The following is a 20,566-nucleotide window of genomic DNA, read 5'->3' as shown; positions in this document are numbered from 1 at the left end:
CCTCAGACCGCGTCGGACAGCGACGTGAAGTTGAAGTCCCGCACCTTCATGGCGGGGATCATCAGCTTGCGCGCATCGGTATCGCCGATCAGCACCGGACGCCCCAGTTCATCGATATTGTTCAGCATCGAGACCGGGCTGTCGTTGAAGCGGAAGTTCTTGATCGGGTGCTTGATCTTGCCGTTCTCGATGTAGAAGGTGCCGTCGCGGGTCAGGCCGGTCAGCGCCACCGATTGCGGGTCCACCATGCGGATATACCAGGTGCGGGTCACCAGGATGCCCTTCTTGGTCGAAGCAATCAGTTCCTCGGTCGACTTCGATCCGCCCGCCATGATGATGTTGCCCGCCGGCGGAGTCGCTTCCTTCTTCTGCTTTTGCGCCCAGTAGCGGTTGTAGTCGAGCGAGGTGATCACGCCGCCTTTGATCAGGTCGCGGCGCGCGCGTGCCTGCATCGATCCCTGGTCCCATGGCAGCACCGGTGCATTGGCATCCCACGGGTCAGTCCACACATTCACCTGCTCGTCGAACAGCTTGTCGCCCAGGCGATTGGCGCCGCCCTTCTTGGACAGGAAGCTGCGCCCTTCGTCGGCCGAACGCGCATCGAAGGCGCTGAACATGAAATTCAGCAGGTCGTTGGTGGCGGCAGGTTCCATCACCACGGTATAGCGGCCCGGTTCCAAGGCCTTGGCGTCCACCGAGCGCAAGGCCTTCTCGATGGCGATTTCGGATGCCGCGCGCGGATCGAATGCCTTCGGATCGTAGGCGGCACGATTGACCCAGCCCGAACCGCGGCCGTCGTCGGTGCGGGTGGTCACGGTGAAATTCAGGCCGCCCAGTTCCTGGAAGCCGAACACGCCGTTCGAGTTGGCGATGCAGTCGAAGCCAATGCTGTCGTTGAAGAAGCCCGCCGCCTGCAAGCCGGCCTTCTTGGCGGCGGCGATACTGGCGAAGGCCACATCTGCGCGGTATTCGGGATTGAATGCCTCGGCATTACGGTTGAAGGTATTGCTGGCCTTGAAGTCCTGCTTGCCCACGGCCGGCATGAATTCCGGATTTTCCGGGGCCAGGCGCGCGATTTCCTCGGCGCGGCGCACGGCCGCTTCCAGCGACTTGGCGTCGAACTGGTTGCAGGTGGCGGAACCTTGCTTCTTGCCGAAAGCGACGCTGACCACCAAGGTCGTATCTTCAATCAGGCCGGCAGTGGAAACGCTGTTGTTGGCGTAACGCACGTTGCCCTTGCGGCTTCCGCTCAGGTTGACGCGGCACTCGTCGGCCTTGGACATGGCCATCACTTTGTCGCAAATGCTTTTTGCTTCGTCTTTGCTCAGGAGTTTCATCTATCGCGTCCTTAGTCAATCTTGCGGGCAGTGTTGATCACATTGATGCCGTTGAAGCGCGTGGTCGAGGAACCATGCGACACGGCGCTGACCTGGCTTGGCTGGCCTTTGCCGTCGAAGAACGAACCGCCCATGCGCCAGTCGCGCTGGTCGCAGGTGGCCGAACAAGAGTTCCAGAACTCCTGGGTGTTCGACTGGTATGCCACGTCGTTCAGCATCTGGCCGACCTTGCCGTCCTTGATCTCGTAGAACAACTGGCCGCCGAACTGGAAGTTGTAGCGCTGCTGGTCGATCGAATAGGAACCGCGGCCCAGGATGTAGATACCTTTTTTCACGTCCTTGACCATGTCGTCCACCGACAGCGGCTTCTTGCCTGCTTCCAGCGAGACGTTGGACATGCGCTGGAACTGCACGCTGCTCCAGGAATCCGCATATGAGCAACCGTGAGACTCCTTCTCGCCGATGATGTGCGCCTGGTCGCGCGTGGCCTGGTAATTCACCAGGATGCCGTTGCGGATCAGGTCCCATTTCTTCGAAGGCACGCCTTCATCGTCGTAGCCCACACAGCCCAGCGAACCGGGAGTGGTCTTGTCGGCCACGATGTTGACGATGTCGGAACCGTACTTGAAATTCCTGCTCTTCCACTTGTCCAGCGTCGCAAAGGAGGTGCCGGCGTAGTTGGCTTCATAGCCTAGCACGCGGTCCAGTTCCGTTGCGTGACCGACGTTCTCGTGAATGGTCAGGAACAGGTGTTCAGGGCTCAGCACCAGGTCGTACTTGCCTGGCTCGACCGACTTGGCCGAGAGCTTTTCTCGCGCTTGCTTGCCGGCGGCCTTGGCGTCTTCGATGATGTCGTAGCCGCCGTTGTACAACTGCGTCACGCCGCCTGCCGCGCGCACCTTGTGCTCCGGCTTGGCGTCGAAGAATTCGTAACCCATGCCGGCCGGCGAAGACAGGCCGTCGCGGGTGCGGAACTTGCCGGTTGCCTTGTCCACTGCAGTCGCGGTGAAAGGCGCCCACAGGCGGTGTACGTCCTGGTCGATGTAGGAACCGTCGGTCGAGGCAAAGTATTTCTGCTGATTGACTTGGAACAGGTTGGCGGTCATGAAGGAGGCGCCGGCATCCAGGCCAGCCTTGTTCGCGGCCAGCAGCATGTCGGCCTTTTCCTTGATCGGCACTTCGCGCCAATCCTTCTTGAAAGGCGTCTGCCATGCGACTTCGCCCACGCCTTTGACCGGCGCCAGTTGCACCGGCGAGGCCTGCAGGCGCGCGTTGGCGCGTGCAATGGCCACTGCCTGGCGCGCGGCGTCGGCGACGGCGTCGACTGTCAGCGCGTTGGTGGCGGCGAAGCCGTAGGCGCCATTGGCGATCACGCGCACGCCGACACCGGTCGATTCGGTGTTGACGATGTTTTCAACGCGCGTGTCGCGGGTGGTGATGAACTGGTTCAGGTAGCGGCCAATGCGCACGTCGCAGTAGCTGGCGCCGGCCTTGGTGGCGGCGTTCAGCGCGGCGTCGGCGAGTTCTTTCTTGAACTTGCGGGCCATCGGGTTCATCAGGTCTTCGGCGGCGATGGCGTTGCCGAAGACGGGGACCAGCATGGTGCCGCCGGCGGCAGCGGCGACTTTCAGGAAGGATCTGCGTTCCAATGTGTTGCTCCATTTTTAAACCGGTAAAGCAGTGTCAGACCCACAGGGTCTGACACTTTGTGGCGCGGCGGCTGCGCTCTTCGGTTTCCTATACAGCGTCAGACAAAGAGGTGAAGTTGAAGTCCCGCACCTTCATGGCCGGAATCAGCAGCTGGAATTGCGACTCGTCGCCGGCCAGCACTTCCGGACGGCCCAGTTCCTCGATGTTGTTCAACATCGTCACCGGGCTTTCATTGAATCGGAAGTTCTTCACCGGGTGCTTGATCTTGCCGTTCTCGATGTAGAAAGTGCCATCGCGGGTCAGGCCGGTCAGCAGCACGGTTTGCGGATCGACCATGCGGATATACCAGGTACGGGTCACCAGGATGCCCTTCTTGGTCGAGGCAACCAGTTCCTCGGTCGACTTGGAACCGCCGGACATGATGATATTGCCCGGTTGGCCTACAGCGCGCTGGCCCTGTTTCTTGCCCCAGAACGGCGAGTAGTTCAACGAAGCGATCTTGCCGTTCTTGATGATGTCCATGCGCTCGCGCGCCAGCAAGGTCTGGTTATCCCATGGCAGCACAGGAATATCCTTATCCCACGGGTCGGCCCACACGTTCACCTGCTCGTCGAACAGTTTTTCGCCCATGCGGTTGCCGCCGCCCTTCTTGGCCAGGAAGCTGCGGCCCTCGTCGGCCGAACGCGCGTCGAAGCTGCTGAACATGAACGCCAGCAGGTCGGAAGTCGCGGCAGGTTCCAGGATCACCGTATAGCGGCCAGGCTCCAGCGCCTTGGCTTCTGCCGAGCGGATCGCCTTCTCCATCGCCACTTCGGCCGCTGCGCGCGGATCGAAGCGATTGACGTCCTGAGCATCGCGGCGCACCCAGCCCGAACCGCGGCCGTCTTCGGTCCGCACGGTGCAGGTGAAGTCGATGCCGGTCTGCGACTGGTGGCCGAACACGCCGCGCGAGTTGGCGACTGTCTCGAACGAGGACTGGTCGGTAAAGAAGCCCGCAGCGACCAGGCCCTTCTTCTTGCAGGCCTCGATGCTGTAAGCCGCCACCTGCGCGCGGTACTCAGGATTGATCGCGTCGGTCGACTTGCTGAAGGTGTCGGAGCCCTTGAACGCCTGCTTGTCCGGCGTCGGCATGAACTCCGGATTTTCCGGCGCCAGTTTTGCCAGTTCTTCCGCGCGCTGCACGGCTTTCGCCAGCGACTTGTCGTCAAACTCGTTGATGACTGCCGTGCCCTGCTTCTTGCCGAAGGCGACCGCCACGGACAGCTGGGTATTTTCCACCAGGCCGGCAGTCGACACGGCATTGCGCGCATAGCGGATATTGCCGGTGCGGCTGCCGTTGATGGTGACGATGCACTCATCGGCTTTGCTCAGCGACATGACCTTGTCGGAGATGCGCTTGGTCTCTTCCTGATTCAGGATCTTCATTCGTAGTCCTTTCGCCTTAGCCGATCTTGCGTGCAGTGTTGATCACGTTGATGCCGTTGAATCGCGAAGTTGACGAACCGTGCGACACCGCGCTCACCTGCATCGGCTGGCCTTTGCCGTCGAAGAAAGAGCCGCCCATGCGCCAGTCGCGCTCATCGCACATGGCGGTGCAGGCGTTCCAGAACTCCTGGGTATTCGACTGGTAAGCCACGTCTTCCAGCATCTGGCCGATCTTGCCGTCCTTGATCTCGTAGAACATCTGGCCGCCGAACTGGAAGTTGTAGCGCTGCTGGTCGATCGAGAAGGAACCGGCCCCCACGATGTAGATGCCCTTCTTCACGTCTTTCACCAGTTCGTCCGGGGTCATCTTCTTCTTGCCAGCCTTGAGCGAAACGTTAGGCATGCGCTGGAACTGCACATTGCTCCAGGAGTCCGCGTAGGAGCAGCCGTGCGATTCTTTCTCGCCGATCACCGCCGCCTGGTCGCGCGTAGCCTGGTAATTCACCAGGATGCCGTCCTTGATGATGTCCCACTTCTTGCACTTGACGCCTTCGTCGTCGTAGCCGACCGCCCCCAGCGAACCCTGGATGGTTTTGTCTGCCTCGATGTTGACCAGGTCCGAACCGTACTTGAATTTCTTCGACTGCTGCTTGTCCAGGGTCGCGAAGGAAGTGCCGGCGAAGTTGGCCTCGTAGCCCAGCACGCGATCGAGTTCGGTCGGGTGGCCGACGGATTCGTGGATGGTCAGCCACATATGTTCCGGCGACAGCACCAGGTCGTACTTGCCCGGCTCGACCGACTTGGCGGTCAGCTTTTCCTTGGCCTGGCGGCCGGCGGCCTTCGCATCCTCGACCAGGTCATAGGTACGGTTGTACAGCGTGGCAACGCCGCCCGCTGCCTTGATCTTGTCTTCCTTGCGGCCGTCCAGGTATTCATAGCCCATGCCGACCGGGGTGCCCAGGTCGGAACGGCTGCGGAACTTGCCGGTCGACTTGTCAACGGCCGTGGCGAAGAACGGCACCCACAGGCGATGCAGGTCCTGGTCGATATAGGAACCGTCGGTGGAAGCGAAGTACTTCTGCTGGTTAACCTGGAACAGCAAGGACTGGATGAACGAAGCGCCGGCTTCCAGCGCGCCCTTGTTGGCGGTGATCAGCAGGTCGGCCTTCTCCTTGATCGGCACGGTGCGCCAGTCCTTCTTGATCGGGGTCGCCCACGACACTTCGCCCACGCCCGGCGTCGGCGCCAGCTGCACGCCGGCTGCCTGCAGCTTGGCGTTCGCCTTGGCGATGGCGACCGCCTGGCGCGCCGCGCCGGCCACGCCGTCCGGCGACATGTCGCTGGTGGCGGCAAAGCCGTAGGCGCCGTTGGCGATCACGCGCACGCCCACGCCAGCGGATTCGGTATTGGTGACGTTTTCGATGTTCAGGTCACGGGTCGTGATGAACTGGTTCAGGTAGCGGCCGATGCGCACGTCGCAGTAGCTGGCGCCGGCCTGGGTGGCCGCGGTCAGCGCGGTATCTGCCAGCATCTTCTTGAACTTCACTTCCACGGGCTTTACCAGCTCGTCGGCCGCAATGGCGCGGCCAAAAGGCATCATCATGGCAGCCATTGCACCGCCGCTCATGTTGAGGAATGCACGTCGTTCCATAGTCTCTCCAGGGTTATCGTTTTTACCTAAGACAGCTTGCAGGGATCAAATCGTACGCAATTTTTATGCCATTGTGTAAAGCTTGTACAAAGCTGAAACATATCCGCAAAAAGTGTCCGGGCAGTGTCCGCACACCGTCCGCGCGGACACTTGACCGGGCGGCCAGCTTGCACGATCATCAAGTCCCGGGCGACCGGAGCCGCTGCGTCGCCTGCCCAACGAAAAAAGGAGACTCCTGAATGAAACAGTACGTCCTGGCCGGCCTGCTGGCCGTTGGCTTTACCGGTTTTTCCGGCGTTGCACTGGCAGATCCTGCCCTGAAAGCTGCAATCGCCAGCCCTACCCGCAACGCGGACAACGTCAAACGCGACCAGTACCGCCATCCTTACGAGACCCTGACCTTCTTCGGCATCAAGCCGAACATGACGGTGGTCGAACTGTCGCCGGGCGGCGGCTGGTACACCGAAATCCTGGCCCCTTACCTGCGCGACCAGGGCAAGCTGATTACCGCCGGCTCCAGCCCGCAATCGGCCGACGAACGCGTGCGCAAGTCGGCTGAACGCTTCCAGGAGTTCCTGGCCAAGCAGCCGGGCCGCGACAAGGTGGTGCTGGGCGCCTTCGAACCGGGCAACGGCGTATACACTTACGCGCCGAAAGGCAGCGCCGACATGGTGCTCACGTTCCGCAACATCCATAACTGGATCGGCACCGGCGACGAGAACATGAAGAAGCTGATGGCCAGCATCTACGACACGCTGAAACCAGGCGGTATCTTCGGCGTGGAAGAACACCGCCTGCCGTCCGCCATGACCCAGGATGCCAAGGCCAGTACCGGCTATATGCACGAAGCCTATGTCATCAAGATGGCCGAACAGGCCGGCTTCAAGCTGGTGGCAAAGTCTGAAGTCAACGCCAATGCCAAGGATGACGCCAACCACGAGAACGGGGTGTGGGCCTTGCCTCCGACCTTCACCAACAAGGACAAGGACCGCGCCAAGTACGCTGCCATTGGCGAGAGCGACCGCATGACGCTGAAGTTCGTCAAGCCGCAGTAATCAGTGCTGAAAAAGCTGCAACGCTCTGCCGCCGGCTTGCTGCTGGCGGCAGCATCCACCCTGGCCAATGCGGGCGACGCGGCCAATGCGCCGCTGATGCGCTTCGTCCTGCCCTCGGTCACGCCTGGCTCCGAGGTACAGGTCACCTACTTTCACCTGCTGCTGCGCCTCGCGCTGGAAAAGACCGACGGCCCCTTCTCCATCGAGTTCTATCCCCACGAACTGACCAGCCCGCGCCGCGCCCTGGAACTCAAGCGCAATGGCGTCATCAACATCATGTGGGACGGCACCAACGCCGAGCGCGAACGCGACCTGCTGCCGATTCGCATCTCCCTGGTGCGCGAGCTGAACGATTACCGCGTCTTCATGATCCGCAAGGAGGATGAAGCCCGCTTCCGCGAGGTTCGCAGCCTGGGCGACCTGCGCAAGCTCGTTGCCGGCGCGGGCGTCAACTGGCCTTCGGTGGATGTGTTGCGCCACAACCGCCTGCCGGTTGAAACGACGGTCAATTACAGTTCGCTGTTCCCGATGCTGAAAGCAAAGCGCTTCGACTACATGCCGCGCGGCGTGCACGAGGCCTGGGCCGAGGAAAAGGTGTATGGGAAGGATGGATTGATGGTGGAACCGACGATCTTCCTGCATTACCGCGTACCGTTCTATTTCTTTGTCAGCAAGGACAACAAGGCGATGGCGGAGCGGGTGGAGCGAGGCTTGAAACTTGCGCAAGCCGATGGCAGTTTCGACAAGCTGTTGAACGGCTACCCGGCTTTCCAGCGCGCCCTGGGGGAGATCGCGGCGCGCAAGCGCAAGGTATTTGAACTGGAGCTTCCTAGCGGGATTGCAGGCGGCTCATCAAGGTGACAAAGCCGTATCCGGCAACGAAAAGACCGCCCAAGACGACGGCAATTGAAACGATCAGGCTAGTCATTCATTCTCCCAAGTGCACAAACCAGCCGCTATTATGCTGCATGCGCACATGAATGATTCTCACACTTCGTTTCAAGTTTGTCGGAATTTTGTCATTTTTTCACCGGAGTAAAGGACAAATCGGCGAAGTCATAGCTGAAATCCGTCTCGGTGGACACTGGCGCCATCTTCATGCGATCAATCGAACCGTCCGGATTCAGCGAAAACGTCACATAGGCATCGGCGTTGAAATTGCGCTCCTTCCAGCGCACGATGAACGTGTCGTGCTGGAAGTGCTCCAGCGTGCCGGTCAAATCCGGCGTGCGGCTGAACGACATGAGCTGCTTGCCGCCTTCCTGCCTGATGCTCACCGTGCCATACCAGGGATCGTTATAGTCGCCGTTGTAGGATGCCAGCGGCAGCGAAGGCCTGGATGCCGCCGCCCGGGCCGAGGACAGCTTGCCCTGGCGCGCCAGTTCTTCCTTGTGCATTTCAGCTTCCTGCTCGGCGTAGAGCTTGATCCAGTCGGTCGGCGCCGCGCCCATGTAGTGGTCCAGGATGCGCCATTGCAGCGCCGTCATGACCGGGCCGTTCTCCGCATTGGTGAAGATGGCCACGCCCAGCTTCTCTTCCGGCACCATCACGATACGCGAATAAAAGCCCTGCAGCGCGCCGCCGTGCATGGCGACTTTGCGGCCGCGGTAATCGCGCAGCTGGAAACCCAGGCCGTACGCCGCGAAGTTAGGCCTGGTGGCAGCCAGCGCCGGTTTCGGCTCGCTGATCTTCATTGGTGTTTGCTGGGTCCACATCTCGCGCGCCTGCTTGGCGCTGAACAGCTGCTTGCCGTTCTCCATCTTGCCTTCGTTGAGCAGGACCTGCATCCACTTGGCGATGTCTTGCGCATTGGTCTGGATGCCGACCGCGCCAACCGCGTTTTGCACCGGCATCGGCTTGACCACGGCGGCCTTGCCATTGACCTTGCTGTGCGGCGCCGAATAGTCGGCCGTTTTCAGCATGTCATCGACATTGGTGGTGCTGCCGTTCATGCCCAGCGGCGCCAGGATGCGTTCGCGCGTCGCCTCTTCCCAGCTCTTGCCGGACTTCTGCGCAACGATCTTGCCCGCCACGATGTACAGCAGGTTGTCGTAGGCGTAGCTGTTGCGGAAGCTGGTCGCCAGCTTCACGTTGCGCAGGCGGTCGATGATTTCATCGGTGCTGAAGGTCGTGGTCGGCCACCACAGCAGGTCGCCGGCGCCCAGCCCGAGGCCGCTGCGGTGCACCAGCAGGTCGCGCACGGTCATGGCCTGGGTCACGTAGGCGTCCGCCATCTGGAAACCCGGCAGGTGCTTGGTAACCGGGTCGTCCCAGCCCAGCTTGCCCTCGTCCACCAGCTGCGCCAGTTCGGCAGCGGTAAAGGCTTTCGAGTTCGAGGCAATCTCGAACAGCGTTTGCTCCGTGACCGGCGCCGGGTTGCCGAGCCGGCGCACGCCGAAGCCCCTGGTCGCCACCACCTTGCCGTCCTTGACGATGGCGATGGCCATGCCGGGCACGTCGAAGGTCTTCAGCGCCAGGTTGACGTCACGCTCGAGGTCGAAGGCTGGCGCACTGGCAGCGGCGGCGGCTACCGCGCCTTCCGCCGCGGCGATGGCCGGCGCGCCGATGGCGGCACTGGCTGCGAAGGCCAGCATGAGCAGGGTGGCAATTCGTTTCTTCAGCAGCATGGTCATTTCTTCAGCAATTTGTCGACGGAACCCTGGGTCTCAGGATGGTAGCGCGGCCGCGCCTTGGCGTAGACGCCTTTGGCCCATGCTGCTTCGTTCGGGTTGTTCAGCAGCGCCTTGTACAGCGGAACCACGAACTTCTGGCGCCCCACGCTCATGAGGAAGGCATTCAACGGCTCGCGCACGCCGTAGCCCGCATGCACGGACGCCAGCAGGAAGCGGAAGCCGATTTCATTATTCTTCGTATCGCGCAGCTTGAACGCCTCGTCGAGCTCCTTCATTTGCGCAGCATTGGCCTTGCTGTCGATGCCGTTCAGGAAATGCATCCACTCCAGCGCGGTCCACTGCTGCGTCTCCAGCAGGCTGGTGCCCAGGTCGCCTTTCAACCAGGCGTCGCGCTTGCCGTCCAGCGCGGCCAGGCGCGGCGAATTCACGTACTGCGCGCCGGCCGGGATGCCGCTGCCGTGCAGCCATTCGTCCAGCTCCGCATCGCCCATGATGGCGGGATTTTTTGCCAGCAGGTTCTTGCGCAGGTACTCGACGAATTCGGCGGTGGTCGCCGACTGGAAGGCGTGCTGGTCGAACCAGCCGCGCAGGAAGGGGTCGAACACGTCGCGGCCGGCACGCTGCTCCAGCGTGTGCAGCAGCCAGGCGCCTTTCGGGTAGGCCAGGCCCTCGTCGGTGTAGGTGTCCGGGTTGGTGTCGGGGTCCTTGGTCAGCAAGGCCTGCTTGGCGGGCGGGATGTCCTTCAACGACGCGACGGCTTCGGCCTGCTCCACCTGCAGGTTCATGTCGGCCACTTCCTTGCCGTACAGGCTTTCCACGATGCGGGTGGTGACGTAGGTGGTAAAGCCCTCGTTCAGCCACCAGTGCTTCCACGAAGCGTTGGTCACCAGGTTGCCGGACCAGCTATGCGCCAGTTCGTGCGCGATCAGGTCGTTCAGGCTGCGATCGCCCGCGATCATGGTCGGGGTCAGGAAAGTCATGCGCGGGTTTTCCATGCCGCCGATCGGGAACGATGGCGGCAGCACCAGCATGTCATAGCGCCCCCAGCGATAAGGGCCGTACAACGCTTCGGCAGCATTGATCATCTTCTCGGTGTCGGCCAGCTCGTAGGCAGCGGCATCGATGCGGCCGGGCTCCGCGTACACCGCGGTGCGCGGACCGAGGTTGCGCAGTTCGATTTCGCCGATGGCGATGGCCAGCAGGTAGGCCGGGATCGGTTGCGGCATCTTGAAGTTCCAGCCGCCCTTGCCGGTCGCATGCTGGTCGCCTTCCGCACTCATCACCACGCGCATGCCGGCCGGCGCGTCGATATGGGCGCTGTAGGTGAAGCGCACCGCCGGCGTATCCTGCACCGGCGCCCACGAACGCGCATCGATGGTTTCCGACTGGCTGAACATGAAGGGGCGCTTGCCCGACAGCGTCTGCTCGGGATTCATCCACTGCAGCGCATTCGCGGTCGGCGCGGTACGGTAATAGATGCGGACTTTCTCGGGCTGCGATTGCAGGGCGATGCGCAGGGCGCGGCCCTTCTTCGGATCCTGCTTGTCGAGCATGAAGGAGGCCGGCGCCCAGTTGCCGTCAGGGCGCTGAACTTGCACGCGCGCGATCTTGAGCTGGCGCGTGTCAAGCACCAGGGTGCGCGCCGACTTGTCGATCCAGTTCAGCGACAGTTCCGCATAACCGTCGAGCGTCTTGCGCGTGAAGTCGGCTCTCAGGTCCAGGTGCAGGTCGGTGGTGCGCACCTGGTCGTAGCGCGCAAAGCTCAGCGGATCCTGCGCCCGCGCGGGTAGCGCAAACGCAGCCGCCAACGCAGCAGCAGTCAAAGACAGTCGGAACATGGCATCTCTCTGTTGTTACAAGCGCGCAGAGGATAGCACACCTAAAGTCGGGGTCAGGTCTGGCAACAGGACATTTGCGCAGCGCAAATGTCCTGTTGCCAGACCTGACCCCGACTTTCAAATCACACTTTGATGTCTATCTCGTAGGTGGTGCCGTCGTCGACCAAGGCGATTTCCGTTGGCGAGGCGGTGGCTTCGCCGCGGGTGATGCGCAGGACGTAGGTGCTGCTGCCGTGGCGGTAGTGCAGCGTGAATCCGGGCCAGGATGCCGGCAGGCGCGGCGCCAGCAGCAGCTTGTCGGCCTGGCGCGTCAGGCCGAGCAGGGACTCCAGCAGCAGGCGGTACATCCAGCCCGAGGAGCCGGTGTACCAGCTCCAGCCGCCGCGGCCGACGTGCGGCTCGACGGCGTAGACGTCGGCGGTCACCACGTACGGCTCGACCTTGTAGCGCGCGCAGGATTCGGCATCGGAACCGTGCCGTACCGGATTAATCATCCGCATCAGGTCCCAGGCCCGTTCAACATCGCCCAGGCGCGCGAAGGCCATCACAGTCCAGATGGCGGCGTGGGTGTACTGGCCGCCGTTCTCCCTTACGCCCGGCACGTAGCCGCGGATATAGCCGGGATTGAGCGCGGACTTGTCGAACGGTGGATCGAGCAGCTGGATCAGGCCGAACTCGCGCCGCACCAGGCGCGCTTCCACCTGCTCCATCGCGCCTTCCACACGCGCCTTGTCGGCGGCGCCGGTCAGCACGCCCCAGCTTTGCGAGATCGAGTCGATCTGGCATTCCTCGTTCTGTGCGGAGCCTAGCGGGGTGCCGTCGTCGAAGTAGGCGCGGCGATACCACTGGCCGTCCCAGGCATTGGCTTCGATATTGGCGGCAAGCTGTTTGGCCTGCTCGCGGCATTCGCTGGCGAAAGAGGAGTCGTCGCGTCTCTCGGCCACTTCGGCAAAGCGCTGCAGCACCTCGATCAGGAACCAGGCCAGCCACACGCTCTCGCCCTTGCCATGCTCGCCCACCTTGTCCATGCCGTCGTTCCAGTCGCAGGAGCCGATCAGCGGCAAGCCATGTTCGCCAAACCGCAGGCCGTTGCGGATGGCGCGCACGCAGTGCTCGTACAAGTCACCCGCATGGGCCGAGCGGCTCGGCATGTCGTAATAGGAATCCTCCTCGGGCTGCACGGGGCGGCCTTCCAGGTAGGGCGCCTGCTCATCCAGCACCGACATATCGCCCGTGCTGGACACATAGCGCCATGCCGCGAGCGGCAGCCACAGGTAGTCATCCGAACAGTGCGTGCGCACGCCTCGGTCGGAAGGCGGATGCCACCAGTGCTGCACGTCGCCCTCCACGAACTGGTGCGCCGCGCACAGGATCAAATGCTCGCGCAGGATGTCGGGACGCGTATGCACCATCGCCATCGCGTCCTGCAGCTGGTCGCGGAAGCCAAACGCACCGCCGCTCTGGTAATAGCCGCTGCGCGCCCACATGCGGCAGGCAATGGTCTGGTACATCAGCCAGCCATTGGCCAGTACGTCGAGCTCCGGCTCCGGCGTCTGCACCTGCACCGCGCCCAGCACCTTGTCCCAATGCGCATGCACTTCGCCCAGCGCCTGCAGCGCCGCCCCGCGCCCGCCGTGGCGCTGCACCACGTTGGTGGCGTCGGCATTGCGGCGGCCGCCCATGCCGAGCACGAACACGATCTCGCGCTCCTGCCCCGGCTGCAGCTCGAATGGCGCCTGGATCGCCGCGCAGGCATCCAGTCCCGCGCCGGCCTTGCCCGACAAGCGCACGCGCCGCAGCGCTGCCGGCCGGGCCAGGCTGCCGTTACGGCCGATGAATTCCGTGCGGTCGCAGGTCACGCTGCGCACGGAAGCATCGGCATTGAAGAAGGCTACGCGGCCGGAGAATTCCGTGTTGTAGGCGTTGCGTGCAAACAGGGCGCCGGTCACCGGATCGATTTCAGTCACGATATGCATGCCTGACTTGGAGCGCATATCGCCCAGCACCCATTCCACGTAGCCCGTTACCGACAGCTTGCGCGCCTGGTCGGAATCGTTGCGCACGCGGATCACCGTGTAACGCACCGGCGCATCCAGCGCCACGAAGGTGGTCATGCGGCTGTTGATGCCCGCTTCCGCGTACTCGAACGAAGAATAGCCGAATCCGTGGCGCGTCAGGTAGCTGCCTGCGCCCGGCGCGGGCAAGGCGCATGGCGACCAGAAACGGCCGCTCTGCTCGTCGCGCAGGTAGAACGCTTCGCCGCTCAGATCCGATACCGGGTCGTTATGCCATGGCGTCAGGCGGAACTCATGCGCGTTCTCCTGCCAGGTGTAGGCCTGGCCGCTTTCCGATACAACACTGCCGAACTGCGCGTTGGCGATCACGTTCGACCACGGCAGCGGCGTGCGTTGTCCGGCGCTGGTGGCGATCACATATTCCTTGCCGTCCGGCGTGAAACCGCCCAGGCCATTCACCAGGATCAAGTCATCCGGCAACGGGACGCCCGCCGCGGCATCGCGTTCAAACGCTTCGGCGCGCGCTTCCACCATCAGCGGCGGCATGCGCAGCGTGGGCGCCACGCCGCGCTTCAACTGGTCGGCCAGCGTGCCGCGTTCGTCGCTCAGCACGGCGCGCGCCACCGTCTGCAGCAGCACCCGGTCTTCCGGCGCGATGCCATCGGTCGGCCGCACGAAGATGCCGCCCGGCCGGTCGATCGCCTGCGCATCAAGTCCGGAAGCGATCAAGCCCATGATCTGGTCATGGAGGGCCTGGCGGTAGCCGGAGCGGTCCTCGTACCAGATCACCAAGTCCACCACCAGCCCTTTCAGGCGCCAGTAGGCATGCGCCTGCACCAGCTGCCGCGCCAGTTCGATATTGGCGGCGTCGCGGATTTCCATCAGTACGATCGGCAAGTCGCCGGAAATGGCGTAGGCCCACAGGCCGGATTGGCCGCGCTGGTTGCGCACCAGGACGCCGGCATCGGCACGCAGGGCCGCATTCGGATAGATCACATGGTTTGCCAGGCGCGCGTACAACTGGGCCTCGGCTTCGCTGGCATTCAGCTGCCGCAGCACCACCTGGCTGTGCGTCCATGCCAGCTCGAACACGCGGTCCGCCATGTGGCGGTCCTGGTATTTGTCGATCAGGTATTGCGCGGCATCGCGCGTGTCGGTCATGCCGGTCACCACGTCAATCACCGACACCTGCCCCGGCTCCAGCGCAATACGGTAGCGGATTGCCACCACGGGATCGAGCACCGAGCCCTCGCTGCCGGACAGCGGCCCAGGCTCCCGCAGCGCCAGCGGCGCGTGCGCCGTGTTGCCGCGGCCGATGAAGCGCGCCCGGTCGGTTTCATAGGAGACCTGCTGGACCTGCGCATCGTGCACCGTCATCACATGCAGCAAGTAAGGCGTTTTCTCATCCTTGCCGCGCGGGCGGCGCGTGCACAGGATGGCGCTTTCGTCCTCCACGATCTCGGTCTGAACGAACAGCTTGCTGAATGCCTGGTGCGCGTTATCCGCCGGCGCCGGCGCCATCACCACTTCGCCGAAGCTGGTGACCTCGATGATGCGGCGCCGGTCGGAATGGTTGCTGATGCGCGTGCGGCGCATTTCGATATCGTCCTCCGGCGACACCACGATTTCCGTGTACAGCTCGATCTCGTTGTCGCTGCGGCGGAATTCTGCCCGGCCTTCGGAGAAGATCACCTCCAGCCGCTTCGGCTCGGCCTGGGTCGGCTGGTAGGTGGTGGACCAGACGGCGCCGTCCTCCACGTCCTGCACGTAGCAGAACTGGCCCCAGTTGTCGCGCGTGCTGTCTTCGCGCCAGCGGGTCACGGCCAGGTTGTTCCAGCGGCTGTAGCTGCCGCCGGCGCTGCTCACCATCACGTGGTAGCGGCCGTTCGACAGGAGCTGGGTTTCCGGCACCGGCGGCGTATGCTGGCTCATGATGCGCATCGGCGCCGCCTGCTCGGGCACCGTGCTGCGCACCGAGGCCTGCTCCGCGCTGGCCGAATGGAAGGCGCCGATGCGCGGGCTGCGTTCCTGCAGCACTAGCAGGGTCGACTGCAGCAGCGGGTCGGATTCGAAGCGGCGCTGCATCGGCCGGCCGTTCAGCACGTAGCTCAGCGCCAGCAAGCCCATGCCCTGGTGGTGCACCATGAAGGACTTGATGATGGCGTATTGCTGGCCGCGCGGCAGGCGCGCCGCCGTGTAATCGATCGCCTCGTAGAAGCCGTAACGTCCCATGAAGCCCATGGCCGCCATCTTCTGCAGGTTCTGGCAAGCGGTATCCGGGTCGACCATCAGCCCCAGCATGGTGGCATACGGCGCCACCACCAGGTCTTCCGCCAGGCCGCGTTTCAGCCCGATGCCCGGTACGCCGAAGGCGCGGTACTGGTAGTTCAGCGCCGCGTCGGTGGTGTTGTAGCCCGATTCGGAAATCCCCCACGGCACATTGCGCTGCCTGGCGTATTCCACCTGCGCCGCCACCACCGACTGGTAGGTCTGGTCCAGCAAGGTGCTCGGGTAGGTCGGCATCACCAGCAGCGGCATCAGGTACTCGAACATCGAGCCGCTCCAGGAGAGCAGCACCGGCTGGCCGTGCACGATGCAAAGCTGGCGTCCCATGGCGAACCAGTGTTCCTGCGGCAGTTGTCCCTGGGCGATGGCGACAAAGCTGGCCAGCCGCACTTCGGAGGCCAGCAGGTCGTAGCAGCTCGCATCCAGCCGCCGCTCGCTCAGGTTATAGCCGATGGCCAGCAGCTTGGTGGTCTGGTTGAACAGGAAGCCGTACTCGCACTGGGCGAATTCGTTGGCCTGGTGCGACAGCCGGTTCAGCGTGTCGAGCCGCTCGCGCGCGCGCGCCGCGCCCTGCTCCACCAGCGTCGCCAGCTGCTGCTGGCGTTCGCGCTCGTCGGGCGCCAGGTCGCTCAGCACCGCCCCCGGCAGGGGCCAGCTGGCCAGTTCGCGCAAGGTCGGTACGCGGTCAAGCGTCGTGTCGTATTGCGCTTCGGCCTGCGCCGTGATCCAGGGCGCGAAGCCATCCAGTTCGTCCAGCAGGCTGCGGCACTGCACATGCAGCGCACCGGCCCACGCCGCAACTTGTGGATCGAGCGGCACCGAGGCCTGGCGCAGGAACAGTTCGGCGCCCTCGCAGGCGCGCAGCAGCCAGGCGCGCTGCTGCCGCAGGCTTGGCGGATAGGTGGGCGGCGGCGCAGCAATGGCCACTTCCAGCGCGGCCAGTGAATCGGCTGCCACGCTGCCCGCCGTTGCCGCGGCTTCGCGCACCAGGGCGCAGGTGGTGGCCAGGCCTTGCGCCAGGTTCGGATGCACGATCGGCAGTTCGGCAATGCCGACCAGGCCGGCCTGCAGCGTGAGCAGGTGCCCGGCCAGGTTGCCGCTGTCGACGGTGGAGATATAGATCGGATGCAGCGGCTTCATCGACTGGGTGTCGTACCAGTTGTAGAAATGGCCCTGGTACCGTTCAAGCTGCGACATGCTGTCCAGCGTGCTGGCCGTGCGCGCCGCAAGCTGTGCGCCGGAAATGTAGGCGAAGTCGTAGGCGGTCAGGTTGGCCAGCAGGGCCATGCCCATATTGGTGGGCGAGGTGCGATGCGCCACCACCTGGGTTGGATGCTCCTGCATATTATCCGGCGGCAGCCAATTGTCCTCCGGGCCGACGAAGGTCTCGAACCACAGCCAGGTCTTGCGCGACAGCTTGTGCAGGAACAGGTTCTGGTCTTCCTTCAACGCCCGCTGCACGCGCGCTATGGGAAGGCTGATCCACCATGCCACCACCGGCGAGACGAACCATGCCGCGACGAAGAGCAGCGCCGCCTCGACGGCCTGCGGGCGCAACACGGCCAGGCCGGCACCGGCTCCCAGCGCCAGCAGCGGCGCGATCCACATGGTGCGCCAGTTGCTGGCCAGGCTGGTGCCGGCATGCGACAGCCCCGATGCCCGCCATTCCAGCAAGCGGCGCCGCGATACCAGCAGGCGCCAGCCGGTGCGGACGATGGCGTCCAGGCTGACATAGGCCTCGTACGGCAGGAATACCAGCGTCAGCAAGGCGTGCGCGAACTGCATGGCGCTGCGGCGCAGCGAAGCCGGCGCATGCTGGCTCCACAGCGTGTCGTCGGGCTTGTGCGCCAGGTCGTGGATGGCGCTCACCAGCGGCGGCAGGAAGATGATCGCCAACACGGCGCAGGCCCAGAACCACGGGTGCGGCAAGGCGGCAAAGGCCATCAGCAGCGACAAGGTCAGGACCGGCGCCACCAGGCTGCGGCGCAGGTTGTCGAACAGCTTCCAGCGCGACAGCGCCGACAGCGGATTCCTTTCATGCTTGCCGCCCGCCAGCGGCACGCGCCGCATCAGCCATGGCAGCAGTTGCCAGTCGCCGCGCATCCAGCGCTGGCGCCGGCTCACGTCGTCGCGGTAGCGCGACGGATAGTGTTCATACAGCTGCGCGTCGCTCAGCAGGCCGGCGCGCAGGTAGCAGCCTTCCAGCAGGTCGTGGCTCAGGATGCGGTTCTGCGGCAGGCGCCCGCCCAGCACTTCCTCGAACACGTCGACATCGTAGATGCCCTTGCCGATGAAGGACCCCTCGGCGAAGACGTCCTGGTAGACGTCGCTGACGGTGCGGGTATACGGATCGATTCCCGGTTCGCCGCCGCACAGTTTTTCGTAGCGCGAAGCGTTCTCGCTCGGCAGGCTGACCGCGACGCGCGGCTGCAGGATGCCGTAGCCGGCCACCACGCGCCGCAGGCGCAGGTCGATGCGCGGCAGGTTGAGCGGATGGCGCATGGTGGCGACAAACTGGCGCGCGGCATCGCGCGGCAGCTGTGTGTCGCTATCGAGCGTGATCACGTATTTAAAGGCGGGCAGGTCGTCTATATCGCCAACGATCAGCGCGAACGCATCCTGCGCACCGCCGCGCATGAAGCGGTTCAGGTCGGACAGCTTGCCGCGCTTGCGCTCTTCGCCCATCCAGGTACGCTGCGCAGCGTTCCAGCGGCGCGGGCGATGCAGCAGGAGGAAGGGCGCGGCCGCGCCCTGCTCCGTGTATTTCAGGTTCAGGCGCGCGATATTGGCGGCGGCGCGCTCGGTCAGGGCGGCGTCGGCCGGCTGCGTTTCCTCCTGCGCGTCGGCGAAATCGGTCAACAGGCAGAAGCGCAGGTTGGGGTCGCGGTTGGCAAGGAAGCGCACCTCGAGCTGCTCGCACAGTTCATCGACGTTCTCGCGGCTGTACAGCAGGGCCGGCACCGCCACCATGGTGCGCGCATCGGGCGGAATGCCATTGCGAAAATCCATGCGCGGCAAGGGCCGCGGCTCGACAAACAGCGTCGCCACCCAGTTGACCAGGGCCAGCGCCAGCTGGCTGCTGCCCATCAGGGCAAGCATGCCGAGCACCAGCAGCGCCCACGGCTGCACGCCGTCGCGCCAGGCGCGCTCCAGCATCAGCGCAGTGGCGATCACCGACAGCGCGCCGATTGCCCCGAGATAGGAAAGCAAGGGCGAGGTGCGCATGGTGCGCTTGAGGGAGCGCAGCGGCGGCAGGCGGACGCCGACCTGGCGCTCCAGCAGCAGCATGCCGTCGCCGACCAGGTAATAGCCAACGTGATGCAGGCGCGTGTCCTGGTCGGCGGCGCGCGTGCGCGCCAGCTCGAGCGCCTGCTGCGCCACTTCCGCCTCAGTGGCACGCGAATAGCGCGCCATGCGTTCCACGCTGTGGCGGTATTGGTCGCGCGTGGAGAAGTCCATGTCCGGGTAGGTGCCGGCCGGATCTTCGCGCAAGGACTGCTCGACCACGCTCATGGTCTCGACAAACTCCTGCCAGTCCATGGTGCCGAGGAAGCGCAGGCTGCCAATGCTGTTGGCGATCGAGACCTGCTCGGCTGCCTGCAAATGGATTTCAGCCTGGATCTGCTGCTCGATGGTCTGGCCGGACTCCGCCAGGCGGTAGGTGATCCAGTTGAGCGCCAGGGTCAGCACCGGGCTTTGTCCCTGCAAGCGGCGCGCCAGTTCGGCCACGAAGCCGCTGGTAATGGTCGGCTCGGAGCGCGCCATGTCAGCCACCAGCAAGATCAAGCCGCTCGGGTTCTTGTCGGCGATTTCCACCATCTGGTCGGCCCAGCTATTGGCCAGGTCGCGCTGGAAGCGGTTTTCCGCCACGCGCGCCGCCACGCGGCGCAGGTTCTCGATCAGCGCCAGGCGCAGCATGATAGGGATGGCCCACAGCTCGCCCAGCTTCAAGGTCGCCACTTCCTGATAGGCTTCGACGAAACGGCTCAGGCTTTCCGGATCGACGCGGCCGTCGCCGTGCGCGATGATTTCCAGGGCGATCTGGTAGACGCGCGGCGTGCCTTCCGGCGCGCCCTTCGCCAGGCGCGGCAGCTCCTTGCTGTAATCCTTGGGCAAGTGGCGCCGCGCGGTGCGGATCTGGTCTTCGATCAGGTAGAAATTGTCAAGCAGCCATTCCGATGCCGGCGTGATCTGGCGGCCTTCCTTGACCGCTTCGGTCAGGCCCTCGCAGGTGGCGCCGATCAGCGCTTCGTTCTCGCTCAGCCTTGCCAGCAGGCGGTCGCCGCCGCCACGCTTGCTGAGCTCATGGCTGGCGGCAAGCGCGCGGCCATGCTGCTCCATCTGTTGCGCGCTGAACAGCTCACCGCGCAGCGGCAAATCATCTTCCTCACCGGTCCCCTTTTCCAGGGACCCCGATTCCGATTCCTTGAAACCGGCACTTGCGGCCGGCCATAAAAAAGGGTTCTCTTTCAAGGGGGGCCTCACACTTATTCTTGGAACTGCCGTGTAGACCGGCAGTATGTTCCAAGCAATGGTAGGCGGGCGCACGACATGCGACTGTTCGCTAGCGTACATATGGGTTTCTTACAGATCAGTGCGTTTCAGGCGCAAAATTTCGCATCAGAAAGAGCACGAGTTTTTTTGCTAAGTTCGGCACGCGGCAGTGTATCCTGTTG

Annotated in this window: 9 protein-coding genes; 2 read left to right on the top strand and 7 right to left on the bottom strand. The window is 63.8% G+C overall.

Going from position 1 to position 20,566, the window contains the following annotated elements; translation table 11 throughout:
• Positions 1-2: 2 nt before the first annotated feature.
• The 4 genes from ACN9MU_RS04050 to ACN9MU_RS04035 form a co-directional block, all read right to left on the bottom strand.
• Positions 3-1,337, bottom strand: a complete 1,335-nt coding sequence (locus ACN9MU_RS04050; RefSeq protein WP_426320643.1) for a TldD/PmbA family protein — start codon at positions 1,335-1,337, stop codon at positions 3-5.
• Between the two features lie 11 nt (positions 1,338-1,348).
• The gene (locus ACN9MU_RS04045; protein WP_426344199.1) at positions 1,349-2,986 is read right to left on the bottom strand and encodes a TldD/PmbA family protein; all 1,638 of its coding nucleotides are present in this window, start codon (positions 2,984-2,986) and stop codon (positions 1,349-1,351) included.
• An 88-nt stretch (positions 2,987-3,074) separates the two neighbouring features.
• Positions 3,075-4,412: a TldD/PmbA family protein gene (locus tag ACN9MU_RS04040; RefSeq protein WP_426167693.1), complete on the bottom strand. Its 1,338-nt coding sequence runs from the start codon at positions 4,410-4,412 to the stop codon at positions 3,075-3,077.
• A 16-nt stretch (positions 4,413-4,428) separates the two neighbouring features.
• The gene (locus ACN9MU_RS04035) at positions 4,429-6,063 is read right to left on the bottom strand and encodes a TldD/PmbA family protein (RefSeq protein ID WP_426167691.1); all 1,635 of its coding nucleotides are present in this window, start codon (positions 6,061-6,063) and stop codon (positions 4,429-4,431) included.
• 239 nt (positions 6,064-6,302) lie between these two features.
• Here ACN9MU_RS04035 and ACN9MU_RS04030 point away from each other — a divergent pair, with 239 nt between their 5' ends.
• Positions 6,303-7,118 (top strand): class I SAM-dependent methyltransferase, encoded by an 816-nt coding sequence (locus tag ACN9MU_RS04030; protein ID WP_426167689.1) that lies wholly within the window; start codon positions 6,303-6,305, stop codon positions 7,116-7,118.
• Between the two features lie 3 nt (positions 7,119-7,121).
• On the top strand, positions 7,122-7,979 hold the full coding sequence (locus tag ACN9MU_RS04025) for a substrate-binding periplasmic protein (RefSeq protein WP_426167687.1): 858 nt from the start codon (positions 7,122-7,124) through the stop codon (positions 7,977-7,979).
• 158 nt (positions 7,980-8,137) lie between these two features.
• Here the strand turns inward: ACN9MU_RS04025 and ACN9MU_RS04020 are convergent, their stop codons facing one another.
• From ACN9MU_RS04020 to ACN9MU_RS04010, 3 genes are all read right to left on the bottom strand, one after another.
• On the bottom strand, positions 8,138-9,745 hold the full coding sequence (locus tag ACN9MU_RS04020; RefSeq protein WP_426320639.1) for a serine hydrolase: 1,608 nt from the start codon (positions 9,743-9,745) through the stop codon (positions 8,138-8,140).
• 2 nt (positions 9,746-9,747) lie between these two features.
• Complete coding sequence (locus ACN9MU_RS04015) at positions 9,748-11,589, bottom strand: M1 family metallopeptidase (protein ID WP_426167683.1); 1,842 nt, start codon at positions 11,587-11,589, stop codon at positions 9,748-9,750.
• Positions 11,590-11,711: 122 nt separating this feature from the next.
• Complete coding sequence (locus tag ACN9MU_RS04010; protein ID WP_426344198.1) at positions 11,712-20,363, bottom strand: GH36-type glycosyl hydrolase domain-containing protein; 8,652 nt, start codon at positions 20,361-20,363, stop codon at positions 11,712-11,714.
• Positions 20,364-20,566: the final 203 nt, after the last annotated feature.

Source organism: Pseudoduganella sp. R-32 (assembly GCF_049913245.1).
Classification (GTDB): domain Bacteria; phylum Pseudomonadota; class Gammaproteobacteria; order Burkholderiales; family Burkholderiaceae_D; genus Rugamonas.
Note: the sequence above shows the minus strand (reverse complement) of the source record. Positions and strands in the feature narration are given on the sequence as shown.

Coding starts and splice junctions, on each gene's coding strand:
- ACN9MU_RS04040 (WP_426167693.1), bottom strand. CDS start 4,412: ATGAAGATCCTGAATCAGGAAGAGACCAAGCGCATCTCCGACAAGGTC.
- ACN9MU_RS04030 (WP_426167689.1), top strand. CDS start 6,303: ATGAAACAGTACGTCCTGGCCGGCCTGCTGGCCGTTGGCTTTACCGGT.
- ACN9MU_RS04035 (WP_426167691.1), bottom strand. CDS start 6,063: ATGGAACGACGTGCATTCCTCAACATGAGCGGCGGTGCAATGGCTGCC.
- ACN9MU_RS04050 (WP_426320643.1), bottom strand. CDS start 1,337: ATGAAACTCCTGAGCAAAGACGAAGCAAAAAGCATTTGCGACAAAGTG.
- ACN9MU_RS04015 (WP_426167683.1), bottom strand. CDS start 11,589: ATGTTCCGACTGTCTTTGACTGCTGCTGCGTTGGCGGCTGCGTTTGCG.
- ACN9MU_RS04020 (WP_426320639.1), bottom strand. CDS start 9,745: ATGCTGCTGAAGAAACGAATTGCCACCCTGCTCATGCTGGCCTTCGCA.